This window comes from Paenibacillus sp. SSG-1 (genome assembly GCF_002224835.1).
GTDB classification, from domain to species: Bacteria; Bacillota; Bacilli; order Paenibacillales; family Paenibacillaceae; genus Paenibacillus_AQ; species Paenibacillus_AQ favisporus.
In genome coordinates, this window is record NZ_MBRK01000001.1 from 5,246,337 (window position 1) to 5,271,369 (window position 25,033).

Sequence of the window (25,033 nt, forward strand, 5' to 3'; positions counted from 1 at the left end):
GGGGTCTTACGCTACGTTATTACATAATCGGCTATACCTTTTTTACCGGCCGCAGCACAGCATAGCCATATCCCTCTGGGTAATGCCGTTGGTAGTCTTGTTTGATCCTTTCATCCCATTCGTAGCCCATACCTGTGGGGTCGAAGTTCCACGCCACTTCTTCAACGGTTCTCATCACAGCGCCATTATCCTTCAAATAATCGAAAGGCGGGTGAAAAAAGACCAAATACTCCGATTCCGGAATTTCCCTGCACTCCATCCCTTCCGGAATGGGCCCCTCGTACTCCAGTGAAACAGGGATTCCATATAGGTACCCCTTTTGACCATTTTGGTAAAACCATCCCGCCGTCTGACCCATTTGTCCAGGGAGGGCCTGGTTGGACATACTCTCCAGCGTGCCACAGATCTCGTCACAAGAATGTCCCCTTCCCCAGAATTCCCCAAAGTTTGCTGCGGAAAGGTCCCAAATCCCGATAAATTTGTGCGCCGGAATGAACTCGACTTTGATCTCCGCTGGTTGCAAATGCACCTTGCTCATCTTATCCCGCTCCTTGATCAAATAATGATAAGGCGAGAATACTTCCTGACGAATAGCCAACTTAATAGGTCGGGGAGCTTTTTGGTAAGCTGCGGGGGTGAGTTGAAAAGCTTTGTTGAACGCACGCGTAAACGACTCTTGGGATGAGAACCCGTACTTTAAGGCAATATCCAGAACCCGCTGGTCCGTGTCACGGAGCTCCAAGGCGGCTCGACTGATTCTTCGAGTCCAAACGTAATCCCGTAGTGTGATCCCGGTCAATTGGTTGAACTGCCTGGAACAATAATAAGGGGAATAGCCTAACTGGTCCGACATCTTCAATAAAGACGAACTCTCCGTTATATTGGCTTCGATCCAATCCACCATATGCTGGACCATCTCGTTCCATTCGTACATGGAAGTCCTCCCTCCTTTCCCTTCGATCATAGCACCGGCGATCTTCGTATATTTGATTCGAGTTGCACAAATAGGGTTCTCCGCTCTAACGATAACGGTAAGTTTAAAGGGCACCTTGGAGGGTGCCCTTTATGTATATCCAGACTCGTCTATTGACTTAAGTCAATGAAAGGTAACATCTCCCTAGTTACAATTAGGGTGTTCGAACCAGTTAAGAGCTTACTGGATTCTCTTCTTAATTCGGCTTAGCGACTCGGGGGTGATGCCCAGATAGCTGGCCAGTTGATGTTGAGGTACCCTGTCGATAAGAGAGCGGCGCTTCATGAGAAGTGTCTTGACGCGTTCTTCAGGCGAAGAAGCGATAAAAGCAGCGAATTCCTCTTGGACCTGACTAAAGTTCTCCTCCATCATCCTGCGGGTCATGGATTCCAATTGAGGGTGTTTGTTGTACATGTCCTTTTCCTGATCCAGATCGCCAACGACCATGACCGAATCTTCTGCGCACACGAAAGTGTAATCGGAAGACTTATCTGGTTTATGATGATTGAAAATCGCGATGGCTTGCTCTTCAGTGTAAAAATTAGACGTGACCTCTCTTCCATCTTCATCGATCGAATACTGCCTTACGCAGCCTTTCAAGATGAAATAGCATGCTGTAGGGACGTCTCCTTGTTTGAAAAGAACGGTACCTTTTGTAAATTCCTCTATACGAATTTCGTTCACTATGGCTTGCTGATCTTCCTCGTTAAGAGAAGTCCATCTCGACATGTATTTGTATAGAATGTCTTTCATTATTCATCTCCTGTCTTCCGTTCTTTCCCCTATATATTTTCTAATATTGGGGAGCCACTTGTAAATGCCCGTGACCATGATATTGCCTTTAGGAGGGGAAAACACATGAGAGCTATGATTCAGAACTCGTATGGTCCACCGGAAGTCTTTGTTCTACAAGAAATCGCGACACCGTCGCCTGGAAACAAGGAAATTCTCATACGGGTCCATGCCGCCAAAGTGGGGCCTTCTGACTGCGCTTTTCGCAAGGGCGATCCGTTTATGATTAAATTGCTATACGGACTGTCCAGACCGAAATTTGCAATTGGAGGAACCGAATTGGCCGGAGAGGTTGAAGCGGTCGGCACAGAGGTAAAGCATTTTAAAGCGGGGGACCGTGTTTTGGGAATGAGCGCCAAAAACTTCGGAGCTTATGCTGAATATAAGTGTCTTTCCGAAAAAAGCCCCCTTGTAGTTATACCGGACAACATCACCTATGAAGAAGCCGTTGGCGTCTGTGATGGGGGTGCCACCGCATTGACGTTCCTAAGAGATAAGGCAAAGCTGCGGAAGGGACAGAAAGTGCTGATTAATGGCGCCTCAGGGGCCGTCGGTATCTACGCTGTGCAGTTGGCTAAATACTATGGCGCTGAAGTAACCGGTGTCTGCTCTGCCGCCAACGAAGATCTGGTTAGAAGAGCAGGGGCTGACTTCGTTATCGATTATACCCGGGAAGACTTTACGAAGGCAGTCAAAGCCTATGATGTCGTTTTTGATGCCGTAGGCAAACGCTCCTTCTCGGCTTGCAAGCGCGTGCTTACGGCCAAGGGAGTATATCTGACAACCGCACCCGGGTTGTCGATCCTCTTGCAAATGATTAGGACATCTCTGCTTAGAGGCAAAAGGGCTGTTTTTGCAACAGCGGGCCTTATGCAGAACAAAGCGAATTTGACATTTCTTATGGAACTCGCCAACAATGGAACACTGAACGCCGTAATCGATCGTCGCTATCCTTTGGAACGTCTGCCGGATGCCCACAAATATGTAGAGACCGAACGTAAAAAAGGTAACGTGATCATTCAATTCTAAAGCCATACAACTTGCCGTTACTTACGATAAGGTTCTCCGCGGTTGATTTTAAATTATCCTGCCCGTTAACACAACAACGGCAGCCGAGCGTTTTCGCCGGCTGCCGTCCTGTTAGGATTGAACTATTGATTCCCATCCTTTTAACCGCACAAGCTCTGTCCGATCTAAAAATTAGGCTCGGAGTGTGCCTGTTGTGATGCACGCGGAGCTTTTCTTACCAGTCCGAAATAAGCGAGCATGGCTGCCGTGCTCGTCGCTAAAATAATCAGGCCGAGCGGAACGGCGGTATTTTCACCGGCAATCCCAACCATAGGAGCAACCACCGCACCTAGCAGAAAAGGGATGACCCCCAGGAGTGCGGCAGCACTTCCCGCCATATTGGCCTGTCTCTCCATGGCAAGCGGAAACGCTGCAGTGGATGTAATGCCTATGGAGCAAACAAAGAAAAACAGCGGAATGACCAAGGCGAACAGCGGACCATGGAATACAGCGACCACTAGAACAACGATACTTGCAGATAAGGCTACCCATAGGCCAAACAGCAGAAAAGCCTGTTCAGATATGCGATGCGCCATCCGCCCGACCAATTGCGAGCCTATAATCAAGCTGATGCCATTTGATCCGAATAGCAAGGCGAAAACGGCCGGTGTGACGCCATAAATATTTTGATAAATAAAAGGTGTTCCTGAAACATAAGCAAAGACGCCCGCGATCATAATTCCCTGTGCCAGCATGTAGCCGACGAACTGGCGGTCACGCAAGAGCATTCCGTAGCTGCGCAGCTGGTTCGCGAAGTTGGGTTTCTCGCGTCTTTCCGTTGGGAGCGTCTCTTTCAAGCGCCACTTGGTCATCGCCCACAAGTAAATCCCCAGCAAAGACAGCGCGATAAACACGCCGATCCACGTTGTGAACGAAAGAATGCCGCTGCCTGCAATCGGTGCAGCAAGTGGACCCAAATTACCTACGAGCAGCAGCAAAGAGAAAAATTTAGTAAGTTCGTGGCCGCTGTACAGATCGCGGGCTATGGCTCGCGAGATAACGATTCCCGCGGAAGCGGAAAACCCTTGGGCGAATCGGAACAGGATCAGCAAGCCAATATTGGGCGCGAATGCGCAAGCCAACGAGGAGATGATATACACGGCCATGGAAATCAGCAGCGGATTCCGCCGGCCATACACATCGCTTAGCGAGCCCATAACGAGCTGACCTATGCCTAATCCAAGCAAACAAGCCGTCAGGCTAAACTGGACAAGTGACGCGCTCGTATTGAAATTCTGTGCGATTTCAGGAAATGCCGGTAAATACATATCAATCGTAAACGGGCCTAACGTCGAAAATAAACCCAGCAGCAAAGCCAGGCCGAAAACATTCCCTGCATTATTTTTGCTCATTATGAATTGAATCTCCAATTCTAGTATGGTTTCTATTTTCTAAGATCATTTTCAGACATGCCGATGATGCAGCTCACATCTTTTCTCCAGTCTCCTTTCCTAGTCTTCGTTAGATCTTCTGCGATTTTTTTCATGTTTAGTTGAAGTATAAGGCCTAGAGTTAACTGTAGGTCAAGGATTTTCGCTTATAGAATTTCTTCATTGAATCACATCCGCCGTCGGCAATGTAATATACACGGCATCAATTTCACTTTTGTCATCCATTAATGCTTTTGCAATTCGATGTCCCCCATCAATTAATTGTCCGTCTGAACACAATAATATGGGGTACTCCATGTTGGCGTTGACAATCCGCTGACAATGAAGCGCAACATTGCGTATCGTTGGAATTGGGGTCCTCCTGCTATCTTTAAACCAACAATCCTGATCCAGTTCCTTTATTGAATCAATCTTGATGGTATGAACGGGTAAGTCCTTAGATAACTCCCATAGTTTCTCTACGTCCCAGAAATGATGCCTTCCGTCAATCATCCTTCCGTGAATATGTTTCATTCGTGAAAGTAACTCTTCCACAATCATCACCTCGGTTTTTCATAATAATCAATGACACATAACTCTACATGTTTAGTTCGTTCAGAATAGGCAAACATGCACTCATGGTGCCTGTTTTATTCACGTTTAACTGCCCGTTTACGGAACGACGGCAGCCGAGCAATTTCGCCGGCTGCCGTTCTGTCTGATTGAGCTATTTTTCTTCATCTACGCATTCTAATTTACGAAAGCAAGGTCATCTAACCGCCTGGTAAAAGAGACCAATGGCCCCAGAATCAAAAGTTTTGTTGTCGATAAGTTTAAGATTGATCTTCTCTTTGATGCCTTGGAATAACGGTAACCCGCTGCCGATCAGGACTGGAGAAACTGTGATCTTATACTCATCAATTAAATCAAGCTCCATAAGGTAATGCGCAAACCTAGGACTGCCGAGGATGACCATATCTCTGCCTGGCTGCTGTTTAAGGTTCATGATCTCTTCTTTTACATTATTTTTCACCAGTCTGGAATTGTTCCACTCGACTTTCTCCAGCGTTGTGGAAAAAACGACTTTATTGGTCTTTTCGATCCACTCGGCATGATCCAGTTCATGCTGCGAAGCTGATGGGTTCGATGGCACAGATGGCCAGTAACCGTGCATCATCTGATAAGTCCCACGTCCCCAAATGACAGTGTCGGCAGTACTCAGAATTTCTTTCGCGAGTTTTTCCAAATCAGCATCGTAGGAAACCCAGCCAATGTCCATTTCGCCGTTTGGCCCTTCTACAAATCCGTCAAGCGATGAATGCAAAAACAAAACAAGTTTTCTCATTTTCAGTTCTCCTATTGTTGATGTGGTGTACTTCCATTGACTACACTTTACAACATTTCCATTCAGTCCGTTTATTATGGATTGCTAATTTAAACCATCCTCTTGACCAGCATTCGTCCATTTTTAATTTTGTGAGAAGATCGCTTCATAATGAATTCTTTGATATTCCTCCTGAAAACCAAATTTTGTATAAAGCCCTTTAGCCGCATCGTTGCTACTGTCTACGCTTAACCGAACATCGACTGCACCTGAAACCTGAAGCCTTTGCAGTATTTCGGATAGCATCGCTTCCCCAATACCCCGTCTGTACCATTCACGCTTTACTGCAAGGGTCGGTATTCTGGCGTGAATTCCTCGAAGTGTAGCGCAGAGGAGGCCAACCGCTGTCCCCGTTTTATTTTCACATAGCATATACAGGTTTTTGGAAAAACCTTCTCCCTGAAATTCGTGGATGACGCTCTCAACCGTTTTGTTACCACCGAATGCATTGTTATAAATCTCTGCCCAAATTGGAGCATCTTCTAGCGTAGGGGGACGGAATTCAAATTCTGATGGAGGGCTCGAAACTTTGATGTGGTTTAGGTCGTTTAAGCACAAAATATTCAGGCTGTTTTGCACCTGCATGCCAAAATTAGCACCAAGAGCGGTTTCTCCAGAAATACTCGTGAGTGCACGATGAATAAAGTGGATTTGTTTTGCCTCTTGCCTTGCGATTGCTTCCAGTCGAGCGAAAATGAACTTAAACATTGCCGTACCAATGCCTCGCCTGCGCCAATCCACGTCCACCGTCCCGTAACAATACACGGAAATGTGTGTAGTCCGTTCAACGAAACATAATGAAAAATAACCGACGGTTGTCTGTCCAAGCTCAACAACGAACGTGTTATCCCGAATTCGTTCCCCGGGTTCATCTAAATCCTGCTCAAACGCTTCGGCCGTTAGCCCGTTCAACATATGAAATGGGTCACGATTGATCATGGTTACAATGTTTGCTGTATCTGACCGTTTATGTAATCGAATTACCAAATCATCATCCGAAAGCTTCATCCCGTATTTTTCCTCCAATGCATATTTACGATTTATAACAATGCTGCCGGCGTTGAACTAACGTTTCCCGTTAATTGAAAGCCGCTCATGTCTTCGGTTGATTTTTTACTCCCCACTCGCATAACCCTTCCAAAACGGGTAACAGCGTTTCCGCTTTATCCGTAAGACTGTACTCGACTTTTGGAGGAACTTGAGGATACTCTTTCCGTTTCACCATCCCATCCGCTTCCAATTCTTTAAGCTGTGAACTCAATGTTTTAAAAGTAATCGCCCCGATCTGTCTCTTCAGATCATTAAAGCGAACCGTCTGATTTTCGGCCAGGAGGTAGATAATCACCATTTTCCATTTGCCGCCAATAACGGATAATGTGTACCCAAATGGGGTATCCTGAATATTTTTCACTTTGCCTTTATACTCAGCCATGCTCATAATTGCACTACCCTTTCTGATAGTACCTATCAATAAAGTGCGTACTATATTTTTATTTTTTCTCATCTTATACTTGCCTTACTTTGAAGTAAAGGAGAGAAAAAAATGACTACAGTGAAAACCTACAATCACGATCTTTGGGATCACGGCATCACCCAGGGCTATAGCGTCAACGGCACGATTTACATTTCGGGACAATTTTCCCACGATACAGAGGGAGCGTTTGTTGGCGAGGGAGATATCGAGGCACAGACCCGGCAGACGCTGGAAAATCTGGATCGAGTACTGGCGGGATTTGGTGTCACAAAGTCGAACCTGGCTTATGTTGAGATCTATCTGACAAATGCGCAAGAGCACTTCGACCTTTGCATTCAGCTGTTCAAGGAATACATCGGACAACACAGGCCGGCCGGCAGCTGCATCGGCGTAACATATCTGGCGTCTCCCGAGCAGCTGATCGAAATCAGAGCCGTCGCACACACGGACGAACTCGGCTAACGTAGTTGGCCGGACTGCAAGGCGCAGCATTTACGAAAAAAGACTGAACGCCCTATTCCGGGCCTCAGTCTTTTATTGACGATCGACAAAGTATTGATTGCAGTAAGCGGAGCGTCGATGAACTAGAGAACGGGAAAAAAGCGCCTTCTATGCTAACAGTGACTGCATTAGCAAAGGCGCTTCAAGCTAAGCCATTGGTTTTTATTAAAGGGTATGGGACAGATCGTTCCCCGGCTGCCTAGAGCAGCCGCATCCCCTGCGCAATCACCCCATAAATCGGCTCCATCTTTGCCTCGTCAACGCTGGCCAGAGGCGAGATGGAACGGATTCGTTCCGCCAATCGGCTTCGCACAAGCGGAATGTTCTGCAGCACGCCTCCCTGCAAAATCAGGGCAAATGGCTCTTCCGCTGCAGCCAATCCGATTCTTTCGATCACGGCTCGGGCCCCTAGAAACAACTCGTCGGCAGCAGCCTCGAGAATCATGCGTGCAGACGCGTCTCCCTCCTGCTCCGCTTCACTCACGAGCTTGCTGAGCCCGGCTGTTTTCTCTACGCTGTATGCTGCGGAGTAGGCCCAGTTGAACAGTTCCTCTTCCGTGCGCAGCTTCAGATGATGCAGCAGCTTACCCGTTAACGCCGTGGCGCCGCTCCTTCCGTCATATCCACGCAGTGCGGCGATGATGGCCTGCTTACCGATCCAATAGCCGCTGCCTTCATCGCCGACACGGTGGCCCCAGCCGCCTGCACGGGCGCTTTCCCCGCTCGCATTGATCCCGTACACGATCGAGCCGGTGCCGGCGATGATCAGGATGCCGGGGGCGCCGCCCGTGGCACCGAGCAGAGCCGCCACGCCGTCATTCTCCACGATGATGCGGTCGGCCTGCACCTGCGTGTTTCGAAGCGCTTCATGGACAAGCTCCTCAATCACTTGACGGTCATAGTCAGTATCCAGGCCGGCGAGGCCGAACACCGCGCAGGCAACATGCAGCGGTGATTCTACTGTTACGGCAGGTGAAGGATCTTCGGCCTGAGAAAGGATAGGAGCAGCATCCCCGTCAAACGCAGACTGCGTATTCCCTTGAACATCCAGATCCGCCAGCTGCCTCTTGGCTTCCTTGATCGCACGCATAAGCTCACGCGCCGCGGCTTCGCGCCCTACTCCCTGGTAGTTGCATGATCCCGCACGCCCGCTCGCCAGCACCCGGCCCTCGGCATCCGCAAACACGGCCAGACACTTCGTCCCCCCGCCGTCTACGGCCAGCAGAGGAATTGCTGCCATGTTCATCGGCTGCCGCTCCAGCCGGCGAGGATGTCATCCAGGTTCTTCAAGGCTCCTTCCGCCTGTTTGCGGGCTGCGTCCAGCCATTGCTCCTGAGTCTGCTGGGCTCCTTTCCGCTTCGTGATCACGCTCTGAATTTCCGAAGGAGCCGGTCCGCCGGGGAGCGTACGGATATTCACAAAATGAACCGGATCCAGCGCCATTCGCAGCTGCTCCTCCGTCAGCGAGAGCTTGCGGCCGATGACTTCCAGTGCGATCTCATTGACCAGATCCAGCGTAATCTGGTTAGCGGCAAGTCCATCGGCGACGGCACGCTTCACGAGACGGCTTACGATATGATGGGAGCCGCGGAACGACAAACGGTCGGAGCGCACCAGCGTATCCGCAAGCTCGGTCACCGTGGCAAAGCTGCCCTCGGTCCGCTTCCGCAGCACATCCTTATTAACGTCCACGGTCCCGATGACGCAGGAGAGTAGACGATACATCCGTTCCAGCACCTTCAGCGCCTTCCAGGCATAAGGCTGCATGTCATCCTCGGTATCGACGATATCGCCGAATGGCGTGTTGTGCATCATGGTCAGCACGGTTTGGGTATTGCCGACGCAGCTGGAGAGCAGCGCACGCATATGCTCGAACGATACCGGATTTCTTTTCTGCGGCATGATCGAGCTGATCTGCACGTAAGGATCGGCCACGCGCAGCATGCCGAATTCCTGTGTGCACCACAGCAGGAAGTCCTGCGACGACCTGCCCAGGTTAATCGCGGCCAGCTGCACGGCCGTCATCATCTCGCCGACGTAATCGGCACCGCCAATCGCGTCGTAGGAGTTATAGATCAGCTCGTCGAAGCCCAGCAGCTCCTTCACCCGCTCCCTGCTGATGGCGAAGCCGGAAGTGGTCAGTGCTGCCGCTCCCATGCTGCTTCGGTTGCAGTTGGCATAAGCCGCCTGCAGCCGGCGGATGTCGCGATCCAGCGAGTCGGCCATCGCCAAAATATAGTGGGCCAACGTCGTCGGCTGCGCCTGCTGCGTATGCGTATACCCGATCATGATCGTGCCTTTATGCTCCTCTGCAAACGAAAGCAGCTGACTCTTGAGTGCAAGGGCTCCGCGAAGCGTTACGAGCAGCTTCTCCCGCAGCACGATCCGGTAAATCGCGATCCCCATATCGTTACGGCTGCGGGCCAGATGCAAATTGTCGGCAATGTCTCCGGCCGCTGTATGCAGCTCATGCTCAACCTGAAAAAACAGGTCCTCGTACTGTCCCGTATATTCCGCTTGGCGCAGCCCCTCCAGGTCAAGGCCGCGAATGGCCGACGCGATTTGAAGGGCTTCTTCCCCGCTTACGAGTCCCTGCTCCTTCAGCATGATCAAATGCGCTTTGTTGATCGCCATCATCGCCCCGAGCAAGCTGTTCTTCGCTTCATCGAAAGCAGGCTCGAGCACGGCTTCCGTATAGGTACGCCCCGGAAAATGTCCGCCTTCCCGTTCCAAAATCTGTTCCCGATTCCTCATGTTGCCCCAGTCCCCTCCATAGTTTGTGTTTTTGTGTTTATGTACGTAAGCCAAAGTCTTTATCCGTTTGAAAATCCAGGGTCCGGCGCGAAGCCTATCGCTCCGCGCCATTCCCTTTCAAGCTAATCCTTCAACGATTCATCCTACATTCCGGCCCGATCATCCATTACTTCTGGGGAGTGGTTCCGGTGGAAACCGTCCCTTCCTGCTTCAGGCTGATCATGTTCACGAACATGCGAATCGAGCCTGGAACAAGGCTTGGCATTTCGCGGTACCAGACAATGGAGCTGTACGTGTAATTCCCTTTCCCATAAGGGGCTGTGAGGAACGTGCCCGTAAACTCTTTCTCACCCGGGTCGCCGTTCGAGATCAGCTCCGTGTACTCCTTGCCCCATTCGGACGGGTTGTAGGCGGAGCGGTCCTGGATCCAGTTCTCCCAGTCGGCCGATGTAATCTTATTCGGCGTGTTAAAGATCGGATGATCCGGCGCAAGCATCGTCACCTTGGAGTTTTCGTCCGTGACGCGCCATTCGATCAGCGGCGCGCCAATCTTGATTGGATACGGAGCGAGGTCCGGCGACCATTTGTCTTCCGGTTTGTGATACTGGACCACCAGGTTGCCGCCATTTTTGGCGTAATCGAGCAGACGCTGATTGCTAGGAATCAGTTCCGGCCGGAACGCATAGGCCCGAATGCCGAGCACAATCGTATCGTACTGCGACAGATCGCCGAACTGAATCGTTTTGGCATCCAGATTCGTCACATTGATGCCCACCTGGCGCAGCACCTGATCAATGTTATCAAACCCGCTGGACACATAGCCGACCTTCAATCCCTCCGGCACCTTCAGATCGAACGCTTGAATGGCCAGGTTGGCCGGCTTAACGTAATAGGTTTTGCCGATATGCGGATACTGGATGACCTGTACCGTTCTGCTGCTGTCCTGCGTTCTATCGCTCGATACAGCCGATAAGCTGTAGCTTCCCGCCTTCACGCCCTCCGGCGCCTTGACGGTAAATTCAGCCGTCTTGGTTTCGTATTTTGCCGCGAAGCTCAATTCCTGCACCGCAGGCTCCACTGTCCAGCCCTCCGGCGTTTTTAACGAAACTTGGGTCTTCTCTGCGCCTGGCGCATAATTCGTCGCGGTCACTTTGACCGATACGGCGTCTCCCGGTTTCAGCGTATTCAGAACCGCCGCTTCCGGACTTAGGGACAGCGCAACCGGCGGCAGCACGGCTACCGCATTATCCGGAACCGCATGCAGTGTTGCCGCCGTTCTGAACGCCTCATACCCGATATCCGCGGAAATCAGCGGAAGCGCATAAGGATTGAAGTCCTCCACCTGTTTCGGCACGGTGACCTCAAATTCCGTTTGGACCGTCTTGTTTTTGTCCAGCTTGGCGAAGGTCGCCGCTCCTGACGCTTTCGCATTCCAGCCTTCAGGAACATTCAGCTTCAGGCTGACCTTGCCGACATTCACGTCTCCGCCGTTAAAGACCGTTACCGTCACCTTCGTCGTTTGCCCCGGAATAAGCTCTCCCGTCTCCGGCTTCACCTTGACGACGACGGAAGTCGCCTCCTGGCTGGCTTTATTGAGCTGTCTTTCCTTCACGTCCAAGCGATGCAGCAGATCATTTTTCGCCGATGAATCTAAAGATGAGGACTTGACAAGCTCCACAGCGGTTTGTACGTCCGCTTTCATCTCATGAACTTCGCGGGCGACTTTTGCAAATGCAGGATAAGCCGCAATCACTTCGTTGGCATCCTTTTGCAGCGTGTTCAGCTGCTTGGCGACTTTGTTGTCTTTTCCTTTGGCGTCTATTTCTTTGGCCAGATCGTCAAACGTAAAGGCGATCCCGCCGAACAACGACGCTGCCGGCTTCTCGTCCGCCTTCTTTCCGTCCGCCGACGCCTGCAGTGTGTAATAGGCCGTTCCTTGGCCTTCGTCCACTTGCCGGCCCATGCCCTGGCTCTTATGCATATAACGGGATTCTTCTCCGAGCTGGGCATAGGAAGCGCCGTACAGCTCATTATATTCGTTGACCGGCAAAGAGACATCGTATGCCTTCTCCGTTCCTGGTACATAGAGCTTTTTCGGCTGCCAAGGCTGCAACCCTTCCTTCAACTGCTCCGGGAAAATCTGCGGATTGCCCGCATCCTTGAAGGCACGTACGGTCAGTACGTTGATCGCCCGATGATGCCCGTGCGTCGAAGGCTCGTTCAAGAACGCCGGAATCAGCACATCCGGACGTTTCTCCCGGATTTGGCGGATCAGCCGTTCATAAGCGACGTCCTCGCCCCATTTTTCCAACGTTTCGTCAGGGCTTTTGGAGAATCCGAAATCATAGATCGGATCGTCCAGCTTCTGGCTCAGGTTCGCCAGCGTCACATTCGTAATCTTCGATGCTTCCTGAAGCTCCCGTGTGCGGATGATTCCGAGGGCGTTGCCCAGCTCGCTTCCGATTTCATTCTGCCCGCCTTCTCCGCGGTTGGCGATGACACTGTATGTATCCACGCCGAGTCCGAGCGAAAGATACGCAAGTGTCGCACTGTGCTCATCATCCGGGTGAGCTCCCGTATTCATCGCGCTGGCAATGGTGGTGAGGGGTTTGATAGCTTTCCATAAATCGACCACCCCCCTGTCAGCAGATGCCTTTCCTGGACCGGCTTGGAAAGCCAGCGTTCCTGCCATCACCAGGCTCATCGATGCCGCCATCCATTGTTTCGCCCTGCGTTTCTTACTCCGTTCACGTTGACTCAAGTTACTTCTCCTCATTCAAGCGTGAGTGTTGGCTTGCATCGGCAAATGCCGCTGCCGGCCTGTATCATTATCGTGGAGGCTCGCCTTTTATCGGGCAGGTCGCCGCGTAATGAAAAAAGGTGTTCTTTTACCGCTTCAGGTTCAGGGAAATGGATCGTCAAATCGCGGAGCCGGCATTGCCGCCGGTCAGCCTCCGGGAAACGTAAAGCACGAGAATAATCATGACGATTTGCAGCACGCCGTACGCGCAGGCGGTTCCGAACTCAAAGGCGTACATCCGCTGAAAAATCTCGACCGAGATCGGCGTCGTCTTGTTGGTATACAGCAGAATCGAGGCGACGAACTCGCCGATGCCTTCCACAAGTGCCAGCAGCGTGCCCGCCAGAATGCCGCTCAGCGCCATCGGAAACACGACGCGGCGGAAGGTGTACCACCAGGACGCTCCCAAATTTCGCGCCGCTTCCTCTACCGAACGGTCAGTTTGCATCAGCGTGGACGAGGTCGAACGGAAGATCAGCGGCAGATGCCGGACGAAATAAGCCAGCGGCAAAATCCAGAAGCTCCCGATCAGCACCTGTCCAAAGGAAAACGCATTGGGCTCGCTGAACGCGGTAATGAGGTTCACGGCCACGACCGTGCCCGGAAGCGCCCAAGGCAGCATGATCAGAATATCGAGCAGCGTTTTCCCTTTAAAGTTCATGCGCACGATGGCATAGGCGGCTGCGACGCCGAACAGCAAGTTGCCGATCGTCGCCGCGATGCTGATTTTGAAGCTGTTGGCGATGGGACGCCATGTTTTGCTGTCAGTGAAGAGATCCTTGAAATGGTCCAGCGTATAAGACGGCGGCAGCACTTGGGTCGTCCATTTCCCGTCTTCGGAAAAAGCAAGCAGCACGATCACAAGGATCGGCAGCATCAGCACAAGCACCCCCAGAAAAGAAAGCACCATCGCGGTGTTTCTGCCCGCTTTGCTTTTCACCTCGGTCCGATGAACGCTGACGCCTTTGCTCATGTTCTGGTAGTTCCGCGCGCCTTGGTACCAACGCATCAGAATGAGAAACAGAATGGACACGACAGACAGCAGTGTCGACTGCGTCGCCGCCATATCCAAGTCGCCGTTGGTGCGGGACAGATAAATCTGCATCGTCATCGTCCGTTCAATGCCGAAGATGAGCGGCGCGGTGTACGACGCCATCGAGATCATAAAGACGAGCAGCGATGCCGCAACGATGGCCGGCGTCAGCATGGGCAGAATCACCCGCCGCCAGATGGTGAACCGGTTCGCCCCCAGATTCGCTGCGGCTTCCTCAAGCGACGGATCAAGCCCCTTGATCGCCGAAGACGCCGTCATATAGAAATAGGTGTACATCGTAAACGTATGGACCACCAGTACGCCCCAAATCCCTTTTAGGGTAAAAGGCGGCTTGTCCAGATGAAGCAGATGCTGCAGCCCCCGCGGAATAATCCCGCTGGAACCGTACAAAAATTCAAAAGATAACACCCCGATCAATGGCGGCAGCGTCATCGGCACGAGAACAAGCACCGACAAGAGCTTGCGCCCGGGAAACTCGTACCTTTCGAGCAGAAATGCCATAGCCACCCCCACGATGCCGCAGGTGATCACGCTGAGTACCGAAATGTATACACTCGTCCACAGGGCCTCCAGATTTGCCGTATGTTCCAGACTGAAGAAACGGGAGTAGTTTTGGAGTGAAAAGCCGCCGTCCAACTGCAAACTCTGCCGGAACGTCTGGAAGAACGGATAGATGACATATGCCAAAAGGATAAGAAATAACGGCGCAATCAGCACATATACAAAATGCGGCGATCTCGTCAGCGAATTCCAGCGGCTGCTTGAGCGAATAGGCGGCGGTGCCAATTGAGGCTGAGGTTTGTTCATCGCTTCGGGTCACCCCCTATTCCAAAAAATAAATGCTGTCCGGCGCCACGTTAAACAACACTTCCTCGTCCCGCTCCCTCATCCGGTGCCCCTGCCCGACAAACATCGCCTTCACGGACAGCGGGCCGGTCTGAGCAATATAATTCACGCTGATCCCGGTGAATTCCGACAGCAGCACCTTCACAGCCATCGTATTGGCCTCACCGCGTTCGGACGCGGCGGCCTCCCGGACCGCCTCCGGGCGTACCGACAATGTAACCTTCTGTCCCACCGCCAGCTTGCATTCGGGCGAGGCGTTTTTGGCGAGGCCGGTCAGCCGCAAATCCGGTGCGAGCCGTACATCTACCATCCCGCCTTCCAGCCGCTCCACCGTGCCTTCCCACAAATTGGACTCGCCGATAAACGAGGCAACGAAACGGTTGACCGGGCGGTTGTAAATTTCATGCGGCGTGCCGATCTGCTGCACGACGCCATCCTTCATGACCATGATCCGGTCCGACATGGACATCGCCTCCGATTGATCATGCGTAACGTAAATCGTAGTAATGCCCAGCTCCAGCTGAAGCCGTTTGATTTCCTGCCGTGTCTCTTCCCGCAGCTTGGCATCGAGATTGGACAAGGGCTCATCGAGCAGAAGGATATTCGGCTCGATCACCAGTGCACGAGCAAGCGCAACCCGCTGCTGCTGCCCGCCGGACAATTGATCGATGCGGCGCTGCCCGTAGCCGTCGAGATGCACTAGCTTTTGAGCGCGCGTGACCTTCTCGTTAATTTCAGCCTTTCCCTGTTTCCGGACTTGAAGACCGAAAGCAATATTCTCGAACACGGTCATGTGCGGAAATAAAGCGTAGTTTTGAAATACCATGCCCGTGTTGCGCTTATTGGGCGGCATGTGGGTGACATTATGCTCACCGAACAAGATTCGTCCGTCGCTGGGGTAATAGAAACCGGCGATCATGCGCAAAGTGGTCGTTTTGCCGCAGCCGCTCGGACCCAGAAAGGTAAAAAACTCGCCTGGATTGATATGTACGTCAACTTCCTCCACACCTTTGGCCCCACCGAATGTTTTGCTGACGCGGTCCAGCGTGACTCCGATCATCATTCGTCCTCCTTCAAGTCATTCACGTTCAGATGCAAGCATGACCGTCTTCATGTAATAAGTAGCTACATAAGTTGATCTATTGAAATGGATGATGGGGGCAAGTACGTAAAATGTTCCTATGATCGCTCTTGTTTTCGGATTTCTTGATTGTATATGACCCTTAAGGTAGAAATCCGAAAGCCAAATGCGACCGCTCCGCTTCTTCGGAATCATTTTACTCCCTTGCCTTCATCGTATTTTTTGATTTAACTTATATGGTTGTAGAACCTCTGCTCTTCAAGCCGTATGCTTGAAATGGAGATATTCATCATCCTGCGCGCAGGCCCGGGGGCGGGTGGTCTCCCATCCCAGCCCCCTTGCTCACCCTGAAAGCTGCATCCGTTATTTGCCGCCCTTGCCTTTGATATTCTCATCCCAATACTGCATCCATTCCTTCTCTTTATCCGCCAGAACTGTCCAATCCAGGTCCAGCGGCTTGGTATCAAGGTTTTTGTACCAGTCCGGGAACTGGCTTTTGTCGATATCGGTCCGGGTTGGAATCTGGAACAGCTTGTCCGCCTTTTCCTTAAGCTGGCCTTCATCAAAAATAAAATCAAAGAACTTCTTCGCCGCGTCCAGGTTTTTGGCACCCTTGATAATGCCGACGCCATCCACCAGAATCGGTGCACCGCTGGTCGGATAGATGTAGTCAAACGGCTGCTTCTGCAGCTCCTTCTGGATCAGAATGTCCTGCAGGTTCCATAGCGACAGCTTTCCTTCCTGACGGGCCAGCTTCAAGTACAATTGGGTCGGGTCCTGCGTATATTCTTTCGTGTTGGCATCGAGCTTTTTCAGCCACTCGTAGCCTTTTTCTGGATTCGCGGGATCTTGGCGGTATATCATGGCATCATAGATCGTTCTCATCGTGCCAGACGCCATGACGCCGCGGATCAGAATTTGATCCTTCCATTTCGGATCGAGCAAATCATCCCAATCCTTCGGGGCATCCTCTTTCTTCACCGCCTCGGAGTTGTACATGATGACCTCGGGCAGCAGCATCTCCCCGTACCAGCGGTCCTGCTCGTCTTTGTATTCGGCCGGAATGCTGTCCGCATAGCTCGGCTTATACGATTCCAGCAGCCCTTCATTCGCCGCCGTGATAAAAGAGGACTGCGTGCCGCCCCACCAGAAGTCAGCCTGCGGGTTGGCCTTCTCGCCGCGCACCCGCTCCATGATCTGCTGGGCGCCCATCGTCATCACTTCGACGTCGATATCCGGGTTCAGCTCCTCGAACTTCGGCAGAATCTGCTCGACGACGTTTTTGTCGCGGGCGGTGTAGATGACGAGCTTCTGTGATCCTTTATCCCCGCCCGCTTCACCGGAGGCTGCCTGTTCCTTGTCTCCGCCGCCGCAAGCGGTCAGACCGACCGTCATTGTCAGTGCGATGGACATCATGCCGAGCTTGAACCATTTCTTTGCCATTGTTAATCCCCCTAATTTTAGGCTCAACATTGAAATGAGTTCTTAGTATGGTGCAGGGCGGCCGCTGCGGTTCCGGATCGTTCTTCCGATCGCTGTTGTCCCCAAATTTCTTGATTCACCTTTTCAACAAGGTAGAAATTCGGCAACAAAGGCGAACGCTAACGCTTCTCCAGATCGATTCCGGCCCCTCCGCTACTCTGCTCATGATTAAGTACTCATTAGGATGTTGTGCTAATTTATAATTCAAAATGTTAACTACCTGGATGCGTACGAATGCGCTTCAAGCACGCTGTGCACCGCACCCATGAGCCCCGCGCGCTCTCGCAGCGCCGCCAAGCGGATTTCCGGCATCACCGGCACCCAATCCAGCAGCAGCTCACGGATCCGGTTCATTCCGGCTTCGTTCAAATGGACCATCTCGCCGCTCAAAACAAGCATCTCGGGATCGAGCACGCTGACCGTATTGGCGATTCCCGAAGCCCAGCCGTGATACACGTCATTCAGCAGTCCCTCCGCCTGCAAGCTGCCTTCCTCGCTCAGCCGGATTAACTGCCGGAGAATGCTCGTCTCCGCGTCGACCTCAAGCCCAAGCGACTTCGCTTTACCGTGTATGCCGTTCACCGAGAAATTTTTCTCGAACACGCCGAATTCGCCTTTGCGTCTTCCCGGCGAGTCACCGATCCGCATATACCCGATTTCTCCGGAGGCTTCCTTGCTTCCGCGGTACAGTTGCTTGTCAAGGATAATACCGGCGCCGATCCCGGTTCCGACGTACATATACACCAGGCTGGATACGCCAGACCCGGCCCCGCCGAAAAATTCGCCCTGCGTCATCATGTTGACGTCATTATCCAGCACTACCGGCAGCTGAAGGCGCTCTTCAATCTCCTTGCCTACGGGGAGGTCCATCCAGCCCGTGCTTGGAGCATGGCTGACGGTGCCGCTTCGGCGCTGCGTAATGCCCGGAAGCCCAACGCCAATTCCGATCACCCGGCCCCGGTCCGTCCCGCTCATATCCAGCAGACGCTCCAGCGTCTCTTCGAGCGCCTGAAGCGCGGATTCCCCATCCACCGGCTGCTTCAAACGCGTATGCATTTGGGCGATCAGCTCGCCCTTCATATCGGCTACCGCCATTTCAAGCTCGCTGCCTTCAAACACGGCGCCTACGACCGCATACGCCTGCACATTGTATTCCAACAGGATCGGCCTGCGCCCCCCTCTGGATTCTCCTGTTCCCACCTCACGAATGAGCCCTTCATGAATCATCTCTTCCACCAATGCCGAGACACAAGGACGGCTAAGCTTCGTTTTTACTGCCAGTTCGGCTCGTGACAAGCGGGGCTCCTGCCGGAGCTGATGCAATATGCCTTCCCGGTTCATCTGCTTGACGAATTTGGCGTTCCCGGTTTTCCCCCTACCGATCACGATGTCTTCCACCACCTTACTTTGTTAAAATAACTAACAAATCCAAATTTAGGCTCAAGTATATGAATGCGTTTTCAAATAGTCAATGCAGTTTCCCAAAAATGAGAAATCATTCCTAAGCGTCGAAAAAGATCGAAATCCATGTTTCCCTACTCCTCTTTCCAAACGCACAAATTCTCGCCTGCCCCGGAATGATACGCTTTTTCCAGTCTCCACCATCTGTAGAATATCCCTTTTCTTAGGATCGAATCAGAGTTAAACCGTTTTTGTGGGATACGACTTTCTTCCCGCACCCTTTTTTCCTATGTTGAAATTAAATTCCCACTAAATAACGAGAAAAAGCCGGGCGAAAATCAGGCGTAAATACCTGGGTATCGACCGGCTCCTCTTCGGGTAACTTTTACACACTTTTAGCATGATACCTTCTGATCGAATATCTTTTTTCAAATCGTCACAAAAAAGGCCCCAGCGTTTTATGCCGGAAGCCTTCTTCATGACATCAATCGTTCATAGGGTTAAAATTTCATCTACCCTCGAAGTACGAACATATTCAGCAGGACCGTCACAGCCTCAGCTCTTGTAGCAGCTTCTTGGGGAGCGAACCGGTTGCCGTCTTTCCCAAGCATAATCCCGTTTTGTTTCAGAAATGCAGCGCTGCCCTTGGCCCAATCCGGAATTTCGCTGTCATCCGCGAAGCCTGCTTCCGGAGTGCCCTTGCTGATCTGGCCCACAGCATTGGTAATGGTTACGGCTATCTCAGCGCGTGTGATTTCTGCGTTCGGACGGAAAGTACCGTTTTCGTATCCTTTCATCATGCCTAGCTGCACCATTTGTGCGACCGCGTTTTGTGCCCAAGCACCGATACTGGCTGAATCGATAAAGGTTAGCTCAGCTCCTGTCTTTTTGAGGCCTAGCGTATTTACAAGCATTACCGCGAACTCTGCGCGGGTGACCGTTTTGCCCGGTTTAAACGAGCCGTCCGGATAACCGGTGACGATTCCGGTGCCTGCCGCCTGCTTGATGCTGGCTTCCGCCCAGTGTCCGGAGATATCGCCAAATTCCGCTGGGTTGCTGATGACGGTTAACCCAGTTACCTGATCTATGGCAAGTACTGCAAACTTTGTGAAGTGATCGACAGTGACAGCAATGCGGTTTTCCTGTACCCTGCCGGCCGGAACCATGATCCAAATTTTCTTCGCTTCATCATAATAAAAAACAGCCGCCGTTTGATTGCTTTTCAAGCTTGCCGGGTCAAATGCAAAAGATAACGTTACCGATTTATCGAAGTATGCCGGTACATTTTTTGAAAGCTCGAATACCGGGCTAAGGAAAACTTCATGATGAGTTATAAATTGATGCGTGTCCGGTACTTTTTGGATCGCTAGTTTCAGCTCTTGCTTTGTCGCACATGCTGGAACAGAGATCGAGATGGCATCTCCTAATCGAGCCTCTCCGGCTTTACCTGGAGGAAGGGTTAATTGACCATCCGTAGAGATGATTTTGTTATCGCTCGGGATTACCGGTGTGGTTGAACAGCCGCTGCTTACACTTCCACCACTACTGACGCTGCTACTGCCACCATTGTCGCTGCTCCCGCCCTCATTTGTCTCGCGATTAGCACGTGTAACGGAGATCGTGTAGGTCTTAGTCGAATGATCCTCAGCTATTACAACCACCGTAATGGAATTTACACCTACGTTTAATGAAATATCCTGACTTGGTTGCCCGCTGGCTACCGGACTTCCGTTCACGGTCATCGTGGCGCTGTTATCCTTCATTGTCGCGTGTACTTTTATGCTGGATACAGCATAAGGAACATTGGCAGTATAGCTTGTCGTTTCGGGTACAAAAGCAGGGCTTAATGTGCCGCTCGATATGGTCAAATGGCTCAATGCCGCAGATGGAAGCACCGTATCGACTGTATAGGGATTGGATTTTGTCACTCCCTCCCCCAATGAATTGCCGGCCGCATTATGCACCTTGCTGTTGTCGAGCGTAACGAAATTGTCAGCCGCATTAACGTTGGCTTTAGGCGTCAGCGTAACGTTCCAAGTCGTTCCCCCGTCGATCGAAGTGAGATTACTTAGTGTCCCGTTACTCGCCGTAAGGCTGGATAAGTTGAAGTCCGACACCGCCTCCGAGAAAGTGATGGTCACAAGTGAAGTTTCGCGTGTCTTTAGCTCATTGTCAGCAACCACAATGGTGGCTGTTGGGCGTACAGTATCAATCTCGTAGTTGGCGGAATTGATAGTTCCTTCACCCGCATTGCCGGCGAGATCCTTCACTCTTGTATTATCTAGCGTGATGATATTGGTGTTATCCTGTATACCCGAAGTCGGCATCAGGGTCGCCGCCCACGTCTTGCCGCCGTCACTCGAACTGAGGTTACTTAATGTACCGTTAGCCACAGTCGGCTCAGATAGGTCGACACCCGTCACCGCTTCCGAGAACGTAAACGTCACGGTTGTAGTCTGGCCGGCTATCAGTTTGGAATTGGCAATCGTAATCGTGGCTGTTGGGCGTAATATATCAATCTCGTAGTTGTTGGATTTCGTTGTTCCCATTCCCGGGTTACCTGTAGCCGCATTCTTTACACCCGCGTAATTAAGCGTTATGACATTGTTAGGGGCGTTAATGCGCGAAGTCGGAGTAAGCTTCGCCGTATAGGTGATATTGTCTGAAGTGCTGAATTCACTTAATATGCCGTTTTCCGCAGTCATGTCGGAAAGAATGAAACCCTTCACCGCTTCCGAAAATGTGACCGTTACCAATGAAGTCTGATCGATCCCCAGCTTATCGTCCGCAACCACAACGGTGGCCATTGGGCGCTTTGTATCAATCTCATAGTTGTTTGATTTCGCAGTTCCCGTCCCCGGATTGCCTGCGGCATCTTTCACACCCGCCAAGTCGAGCGTTATGACATTATCCTTGGCTTGGGTGTCGGGAAGCGGAACCAGCGTCGCCGTGTAGGTGGTTTTGTCTGAAGAAGAGGTTAGGGGACCTAATGTACCGTAATCCACATTCAAGTCAGCATTCGTAAATCCGGTCACCGCTCTCGAGAACGTGATCGTAACCGTTGAAGAATCTCCAATGATTAGCTTATCCTTGGCCACCACAACGGTTGCCGTTAGCAGTTCCGTATCAGATTCGCTCGTTCCCTGAGAGAGGGATTCGGCCAAACTAACCGCTTCGTCGCTGGCTGGCGTGTTCACGCTCCCTGACGACTGGACAGCGGCTGCTTCATCACCGGCGGACGCTTCATTGATTGTTGTTAAAGGAAGCGCCCCCGCTATAATGATCAAACACAGAAATAACCTCCATATTTTTTTCACATGGTACACATAGACCTCTCCTTGTTTTTCTATTCATCTATCAAACTGTTATTTTATTCCTTCCATGTCACTCTCCATTATAGGTTTTAGCAACGAATCTAACAATCGACTTGCCTGGAATCTAAACATAATATTTTCATAGAATCGCCCGATCAGCCTCATGACGACACCAAAAAAGCCAAGAAGGTAATCTTCACCCTCTTGGCTTTTCCCACATCATCTCTGCAGTTCCCGAAGGAGTTAATGCATAATGAGGACTGGACAATGGGATAGCTGTGAAACCTTGTGGCTGACGCTTCCAAGCATCATTTCTTTGATGCCCCTTAGCCCGCGGCTTCCGATAATAATAAGTTGCTGCTCGGTATCCCTTGCATAATTTAATATTTCATGTGCAGGATCACCCTTAAGATGAACGGTTTCCGCGTTAATCCCCGCAGATTTCAATTTAGATTTGGCTTGCTGCAGCTGTTCCAAACCCGCTTTCTCCATTTCGTTCAATATTTCTTCCAAGAAATTCTCTGGTACATAGGTCATGCCATTCGACACATATTCCTGGCTGACATGAACCAAGGTTACTTGCGTTTGTTTGTTTCGGGCGATTTCAACAGTTGCATCAAGGAGCTTGTTCGTTATTTCAGCTTGATCAATGGCCACCATCATTTTGTCAAACATTCCAATCATCCTCTCCGTGGCAGCTCGTAACGATTTCGGCTACCTACATAACGGTTTTTGGCTGCGCCTAAACCGACTAGAAAGAGTAAGACCGAAGCGCCAAGCAGAATGAAAAGCGGCAGGTTCCAACTATTTGTCGCATCATGCAGGTATCCGATAAGGGCAGGACCGATTGCGGCGAGCAGATATCCGATCGATTGTGCCATGCCGGACAGTTCCGCTGCCTGATGCGCATTTTCAGTACGCAACCCGAAAAACATCATGGACAAACTAAAGGCGAAGCCTCCACCAATTCCGAGTAAGATGATCCACAACAGAATGATATCGGAGCTACCGTAAAGGATCCCGAGCGTTCCCGTCAACAGCAAAATGGTTGTAATGACTACTAACAAACGTTGGCTAGACATGCGCCCCGCAATAACGGGGACAATAAAGGTAAATGGAAGCATAGCCAACTGCATGATCGAGAGGTACCATCCAGATTGGCTGGAGTCAATTCCTTGCTGCTTTAAAATTTCAGGCAACCAAGCGATCAACACATAGAAAACCATGGACTGTATCCCCATAAACAAGGTTACTTGCCAGGCAAGCGGGGATCTCCAAACATTCACCTCGTTGCCGGCCACCTGTTGACTCGTCGTGGCCGTTTGCTTCGTTTGATTTCTTAATTGGGGTAACCAACAGAGGACCGAAACAAAGCTTAGCATCCCCCATATTCCCAATGCTCCCTGCCATTTTAGACCTGCGTTCACGGCGACCGGTACACTGATTCCCGATGCGATTGCTCCGCATAAACTCATTGAAATGGAGTAAACTCCTGTCATGGAGCCAATTTTATTCGGGAAATCCCTTTTGATTATACTTGGCAGTAATACATTACATACGGCAATGGCGAATCCAAGAATTGCTGTTCCAATAAACAGATCAACTGCGCCAGATAAAGAACGTATGACAATACCAACGGTCAGAAAGATGAGGGCCATCAAGATGATCCGTTCAACCCCATATTTTCGTCCTAATTTCGGTACTAGAGGAGATAATAAAGCAAACGCAAGCAAGGGTACCGTTGTGATCAGGCCCGCTAATGTATTTGAAATATGAACGTCATCCCTTATGAGACTCACTAAAGGACCGACAGAGGTTAAGGGAGTACGTAAATTAGCTGCAATAACAATAATGCCGAGAATGATCAGCCCTATAGAGGATGGTACCCCTTTTATATTTTGTTTCGGCATTCTTCCATTCTCCTTCCTGAATTCATGCCTATGATTTGTTTCCTATCGATTGAAAAAAATGAAAAACCGATGCAAGTACATTCGCGCGAACAACAAAAGTATATTATAATATACTATTTTTAACAAGAAGTATTTTATAGTAAACCGAATCTCATATAAAACAAAAATACAACTCTGAATCCCTATCATGGAATTCGGAGTTGTATGTAATAAGTGGAATTTCGATTTTTAGAAACCATACTTTAAGGAGATATGGAGTACGGTCTCACTATTCGTATGATTCGTATAAGAGTGAGCATAGTCTGCACGGAAACTCATCGTATCGTATTGATTCAATGTGTAATTCTCTCCGTTGACTTGTATTTCAATGGAACCCGTCATGACTGTCGCAATTTCCGTTGTATTCACATGATGACCTTCCGGGTAATACGAGCTTTTTGGCTGTAAGTATGCCCGACACATTTCAATATCGTTGCTTTTAAAGACAGGTTCAATGACCCAATTTTTTTGACCATTAGAAAATCGCAATCCTTCCCCTGCTCGATACAAACTAACAGGTTCTTCTGATTTGAACAAAGCCAATAGCGGTAAAGATATGCCTTTTGAAATTTTCCATATCATCCCCAAAGTTGGATTTGTCTCGCCACGTTCGATATTCCCCAGAGTAAGCTTGCTGACGCCCGTTAACTCCGCTAAGTCGTCTAAGCTCATATTTTTTTCTTTTCTGTACTTTTTCAAGGCACCGCCGATTTGTAATACAATTTGTTTTGAATCATCGATTTCTTCCATATTGATGTTCACCTCAATAAAAAACAGTTATAGTGATATA

General features: G+C 50.6%; 21 protein-coding genes. 3 read left to right on the top strand and 18 right to left on the bottom strand.

Annotated features, from left to right (window positions below; genetic code table 11):
• Positions 1 to 31 precede the first annotated feature (31 nt).
• Both BCV73_RS24155 and BCV73_RS24160 read right to left on the bottom strand, forming a co-directional pair.
• Entirely contained in the window at positions 32 to 934 is a 903-nt protein-coding gene (locus BCV73_RS24155; protein ID WP_089548834.1) for an AraC family transcriptional regulator, read from the bottom strand.
• A gap of 219 nt (positions 935 to 1,153) precedes the next feature.
• Positions 1,154 to 1,726: a Crp/Fnr family transcriptional regulator gene (locus BCV73_RS24160; protein WP_089548835.1), complete on the bottom strand. Its 573-nt coding sequence runs from the start codon at positions 1,724 to 1,726 to the stop codon at positions 1,154 to 1,156.
• 105 nt (positions 1,727 to 1,831) lie between these two features.
• Here BCV73_RS24160 and BCV73_RS24165 point away from each other — a divergent pair, with 105 nt between their 5' ends.
• On the top strand, positions 1,832 to 2,794 hold the full coding sequence (locus BCV73_RS24165; RefSeq protein WP_089548836.1) for an NAD(P)-dependent alcohol dehydrogenase: 963 nt from the start codon (positions 1,832 to 1,834) through the stop codon (positions 2,792 to 2,794).
• Positions 2,795 to 2,958: 164 nt separating this feature from the next.
• Here BCV73_RS24165 and BCV73_RS24170 read toward each other — a convergent pair whose 3' ends face one another.
• From BCV73_RS24170 to BCV73_RS24190, 5 genes are all read right to left on the bottom strand, one after another.
• Positions 2,959 to 4,185: a multidrug effflux MFS transporter gene (locus tag BCV73_RS24170; RefSeq protein ID WP_089548837.1), complete on the bottom strand. Its 1,227-nt coding sequence runs from the start codon at positions 4,183 to 4,185 to the stop codon at positions 2,959 to 2,961.
• Between the two features lie 198 nt (positions 4,186 to 4,383).
• Positions 4,384 to 4,737, bottom strand: a complete 354-nt coding sequence (locus BCV73_RS24175; protein WP_089548838.1) for a hypothetical protein — start codon at positions 4,735 to 4,737, stop codon at positions 4,384 to 4,386.
• Between the two features lie 235 nt (positions 4,738 to 4,972).
• On the bottom strand, positions 4,973 to 5,548 hold the full coding sequence (locus BCV73_RS24180; RefSeq protein ID WP_089548839.1) for a dihydrofolate reductase family protein: 576 nt from the start codon (positions 5,546 to 5,548) through the stop codon (positions 4,973 to 4,975).
• A 123-nt stretch (positions 5,549 to 5,671) separates the two neighbouring features.
• On the bottom strand, positions 5,672 to 6,595 hold the full coding sequence (locus BCV73_RS24185) for a GNAT family N-acetyltransferase (RefSeq protein WP_089548840.1): 924 nt from the start codon (positions 6,593 to 6,595) through the stop codon (positions 5,672 to 5,674).
• 85 nt (positions 6,596 to 6,680) lie between these two features.
• Positions 6,681 to 7,025 (bottom strand): winged helix-turn-helix transcriptional regulator, encoded by a 345-nt coding sequence (locus tag BCV73_RS24190; RefSeq protein ID WP_089548841.1) that lies wholly within the window; start codon positions 7,023 to 7,025, stop codon positions 6,681 to 6,683.
• Between the two features lie 105 nt (positions 7,026 to 7,130).
• On the opposite strand from BCV73_RS24190, the gene BCV73_RS24195 reads away from it, so the two are divergent.
• Together BCV73_RS24195 and BCV73_RS34830 are read left to right on the top strand one after the other, a co-directional pair.
• Positions 7,131 to 7,523 carry a RidA family protein gene (locus BCV73_RS24195; RefSeq protein WP_089548842.1) on the top strand — a complete coding sequence of 131 codons (393 nt, stop codon included), beginning with the start codon at positions 7,131 to 7,133 and terminating at the stop codon, positions 7,521 to 7,523.
• 92 nt (positions 7,524 to 7,615) lie between these two features.
• Entirely contained in the window at positions 7,616 to 7,765 is a 150-nt protein-coding gene (locus BCV73_RS34830; protein ID WP_256993169.1) for a helix-turn-helix domain-containing protein, read from the top strand.
• Here the strand turns inward: BCV73_RS34830 and BCV73_RS24200 are convergent.
• From BCV73_RS24200 to BCV73_RS24250, 11 genes are all read right to left on the bottom strand, one after another.
• Positions 7,762 to 8,808 carry an N-acetylglucosamine kinase gene (locus BCV73_RS24200; protein ID WP_089548843.1) on the bottom strand — a complete coding sequence of 349 codons (1,047 nt, stop codon included), beginning with the start codon at positions 8,806 to 8,808 and terminating at the stop codon, positions 7,762 to 7,764. The genes BCV73_RS34830 and BCV73_RS24200 overlap by 4 nt on opposite strands.
• Positions 8,805 to 10,316 carry an argininosuccinate lyase gene (argH, locus tag BCV73_RS24205; protein ID WP_089548844.1) on the bottom strand — a complete coding sequence of 504 codons (1,512 nt, stop codon included), beginning with the start codon at positions 10,314 to 10,316 and terminating at the stop codon, positions 8,805 to 8,807. The genes BCV73_RS24200 and argH overlap by 4 nt, the downstream gene beginning before the upstream one ends.
• 166 nt (positions 10,317 to 10,482) lie before the next feature.
• Positions 10,483 to 13,032: an NEW3 domain-containing protein gene (locus BCV73_RS24210; protein ID WP_481855844.1), complete on the bottom strand. Its 2,550-nt coding sequence runs from the start codon at positions 13,030 to 13,032 to the stop codon at positions 10,483 to 10,485.
• 202 nt (positions 13,033 to 13,234) lie between these two features.
• The gene (locus BCV73_RS24215; protein WP_089548846.1) at positions 13,235 to 14,977 is read right to left on the bottom strand and encodes an ABC transporter permease; all 1,743 of its coding nucleotides are present in this window, start codon (positions 14,975 to 14,977) and stop codon (positions 13,235 to 13,237) included.
• 16 nt (positions 14,978 to 14,993) lie between these two features.
• On the bottom strand, positions 14,994 to 16,076 hold the full coding sequence (locus BCV73_RS24220) for an ABC transporter ATP-binding protein (protein WP_089548847.1): 1,083 nt from the start codon (positions 16,074 to 16,076) through the stop codon (positions 14,994 to 14,996).
• A gap of 384 nt (positions 16,077 to 16,460) precedes the next feature.
• Entirely contained in the window at positions 16,461 to 17,540 is a 1,080-nt protein-coding gene (locus BCV73_RS24225) for an extracellular solute-binding protein (protein WP_089548848.1), read from the bottom strand.
• Positions 17,541 to 17,795: 255 nt separating this feature from the next.
• Complete coding sequence (locus BCV73_RS24230) at positions 17,796 to 18,965, bottom strand: ROK family transcriptional regulator (protein ID WP_089548849.1); 1,170 nt, start codon at positions 18,963 to 18,965, stop codon at positions 17,796 to 17,798.
• A 527-nt stretch (positions 18,966 to 19,492) separates the two neighbouring features.
• The gene (locus tag BCV73_RS24235; protein WP_143811892.1) at positions 19,493 to 22,267 is read right to left on the bottom strand and encodes an Ig-like domain-containing protein; all 2,775 of its coding nucleotides are present in this window, start codon (positions 22,265 to 22,267) and stop codon (positions 19,493 to 19,495) included.
• Between the two features lie 270 nt (positions 22,268 to 22,537).
• Positions 22,538 to 22,969 (bottom strand): universal stress protein, encoded by a 432-nt coding sequence (locus BCV73_RS24240; protein WP_089548851.1) that lies wholly within the window; start codon positions 22,967 to 22,969, stop codon positions 22,538 to 22,540.
• A 5-nt stretch (positions 22,970 to 22,974) separates the two neighbouring features.
• Positions 22,975 to 24,204, bottom strand: coding sequence for a CynX/NimT family MFS transporter (locus BCV73_RS24245; protein WP_089548852.1), 1,230 nt, complete (start codon positions 24,202 to 24,204; stop codon positions 22,975 to 22,977).
• A 228-nt stretch (positions 24,205 to 24,432) separates the two neighbouring features.
• Positions 24,433 to 24,993, bottom strand: coding sequence for a helix-turn-helix domain-containing protein (locus tag BCV73_RS24250; RefSeq protein ID WP_089548853.1), 561 nt, complete (start codon positions 24,991 to 24,993; stop codon positions 24,433 to 24,435).
• Between the last annotated feature and the right edge of the window lie 40 nt (positions 24,994 to 25,033).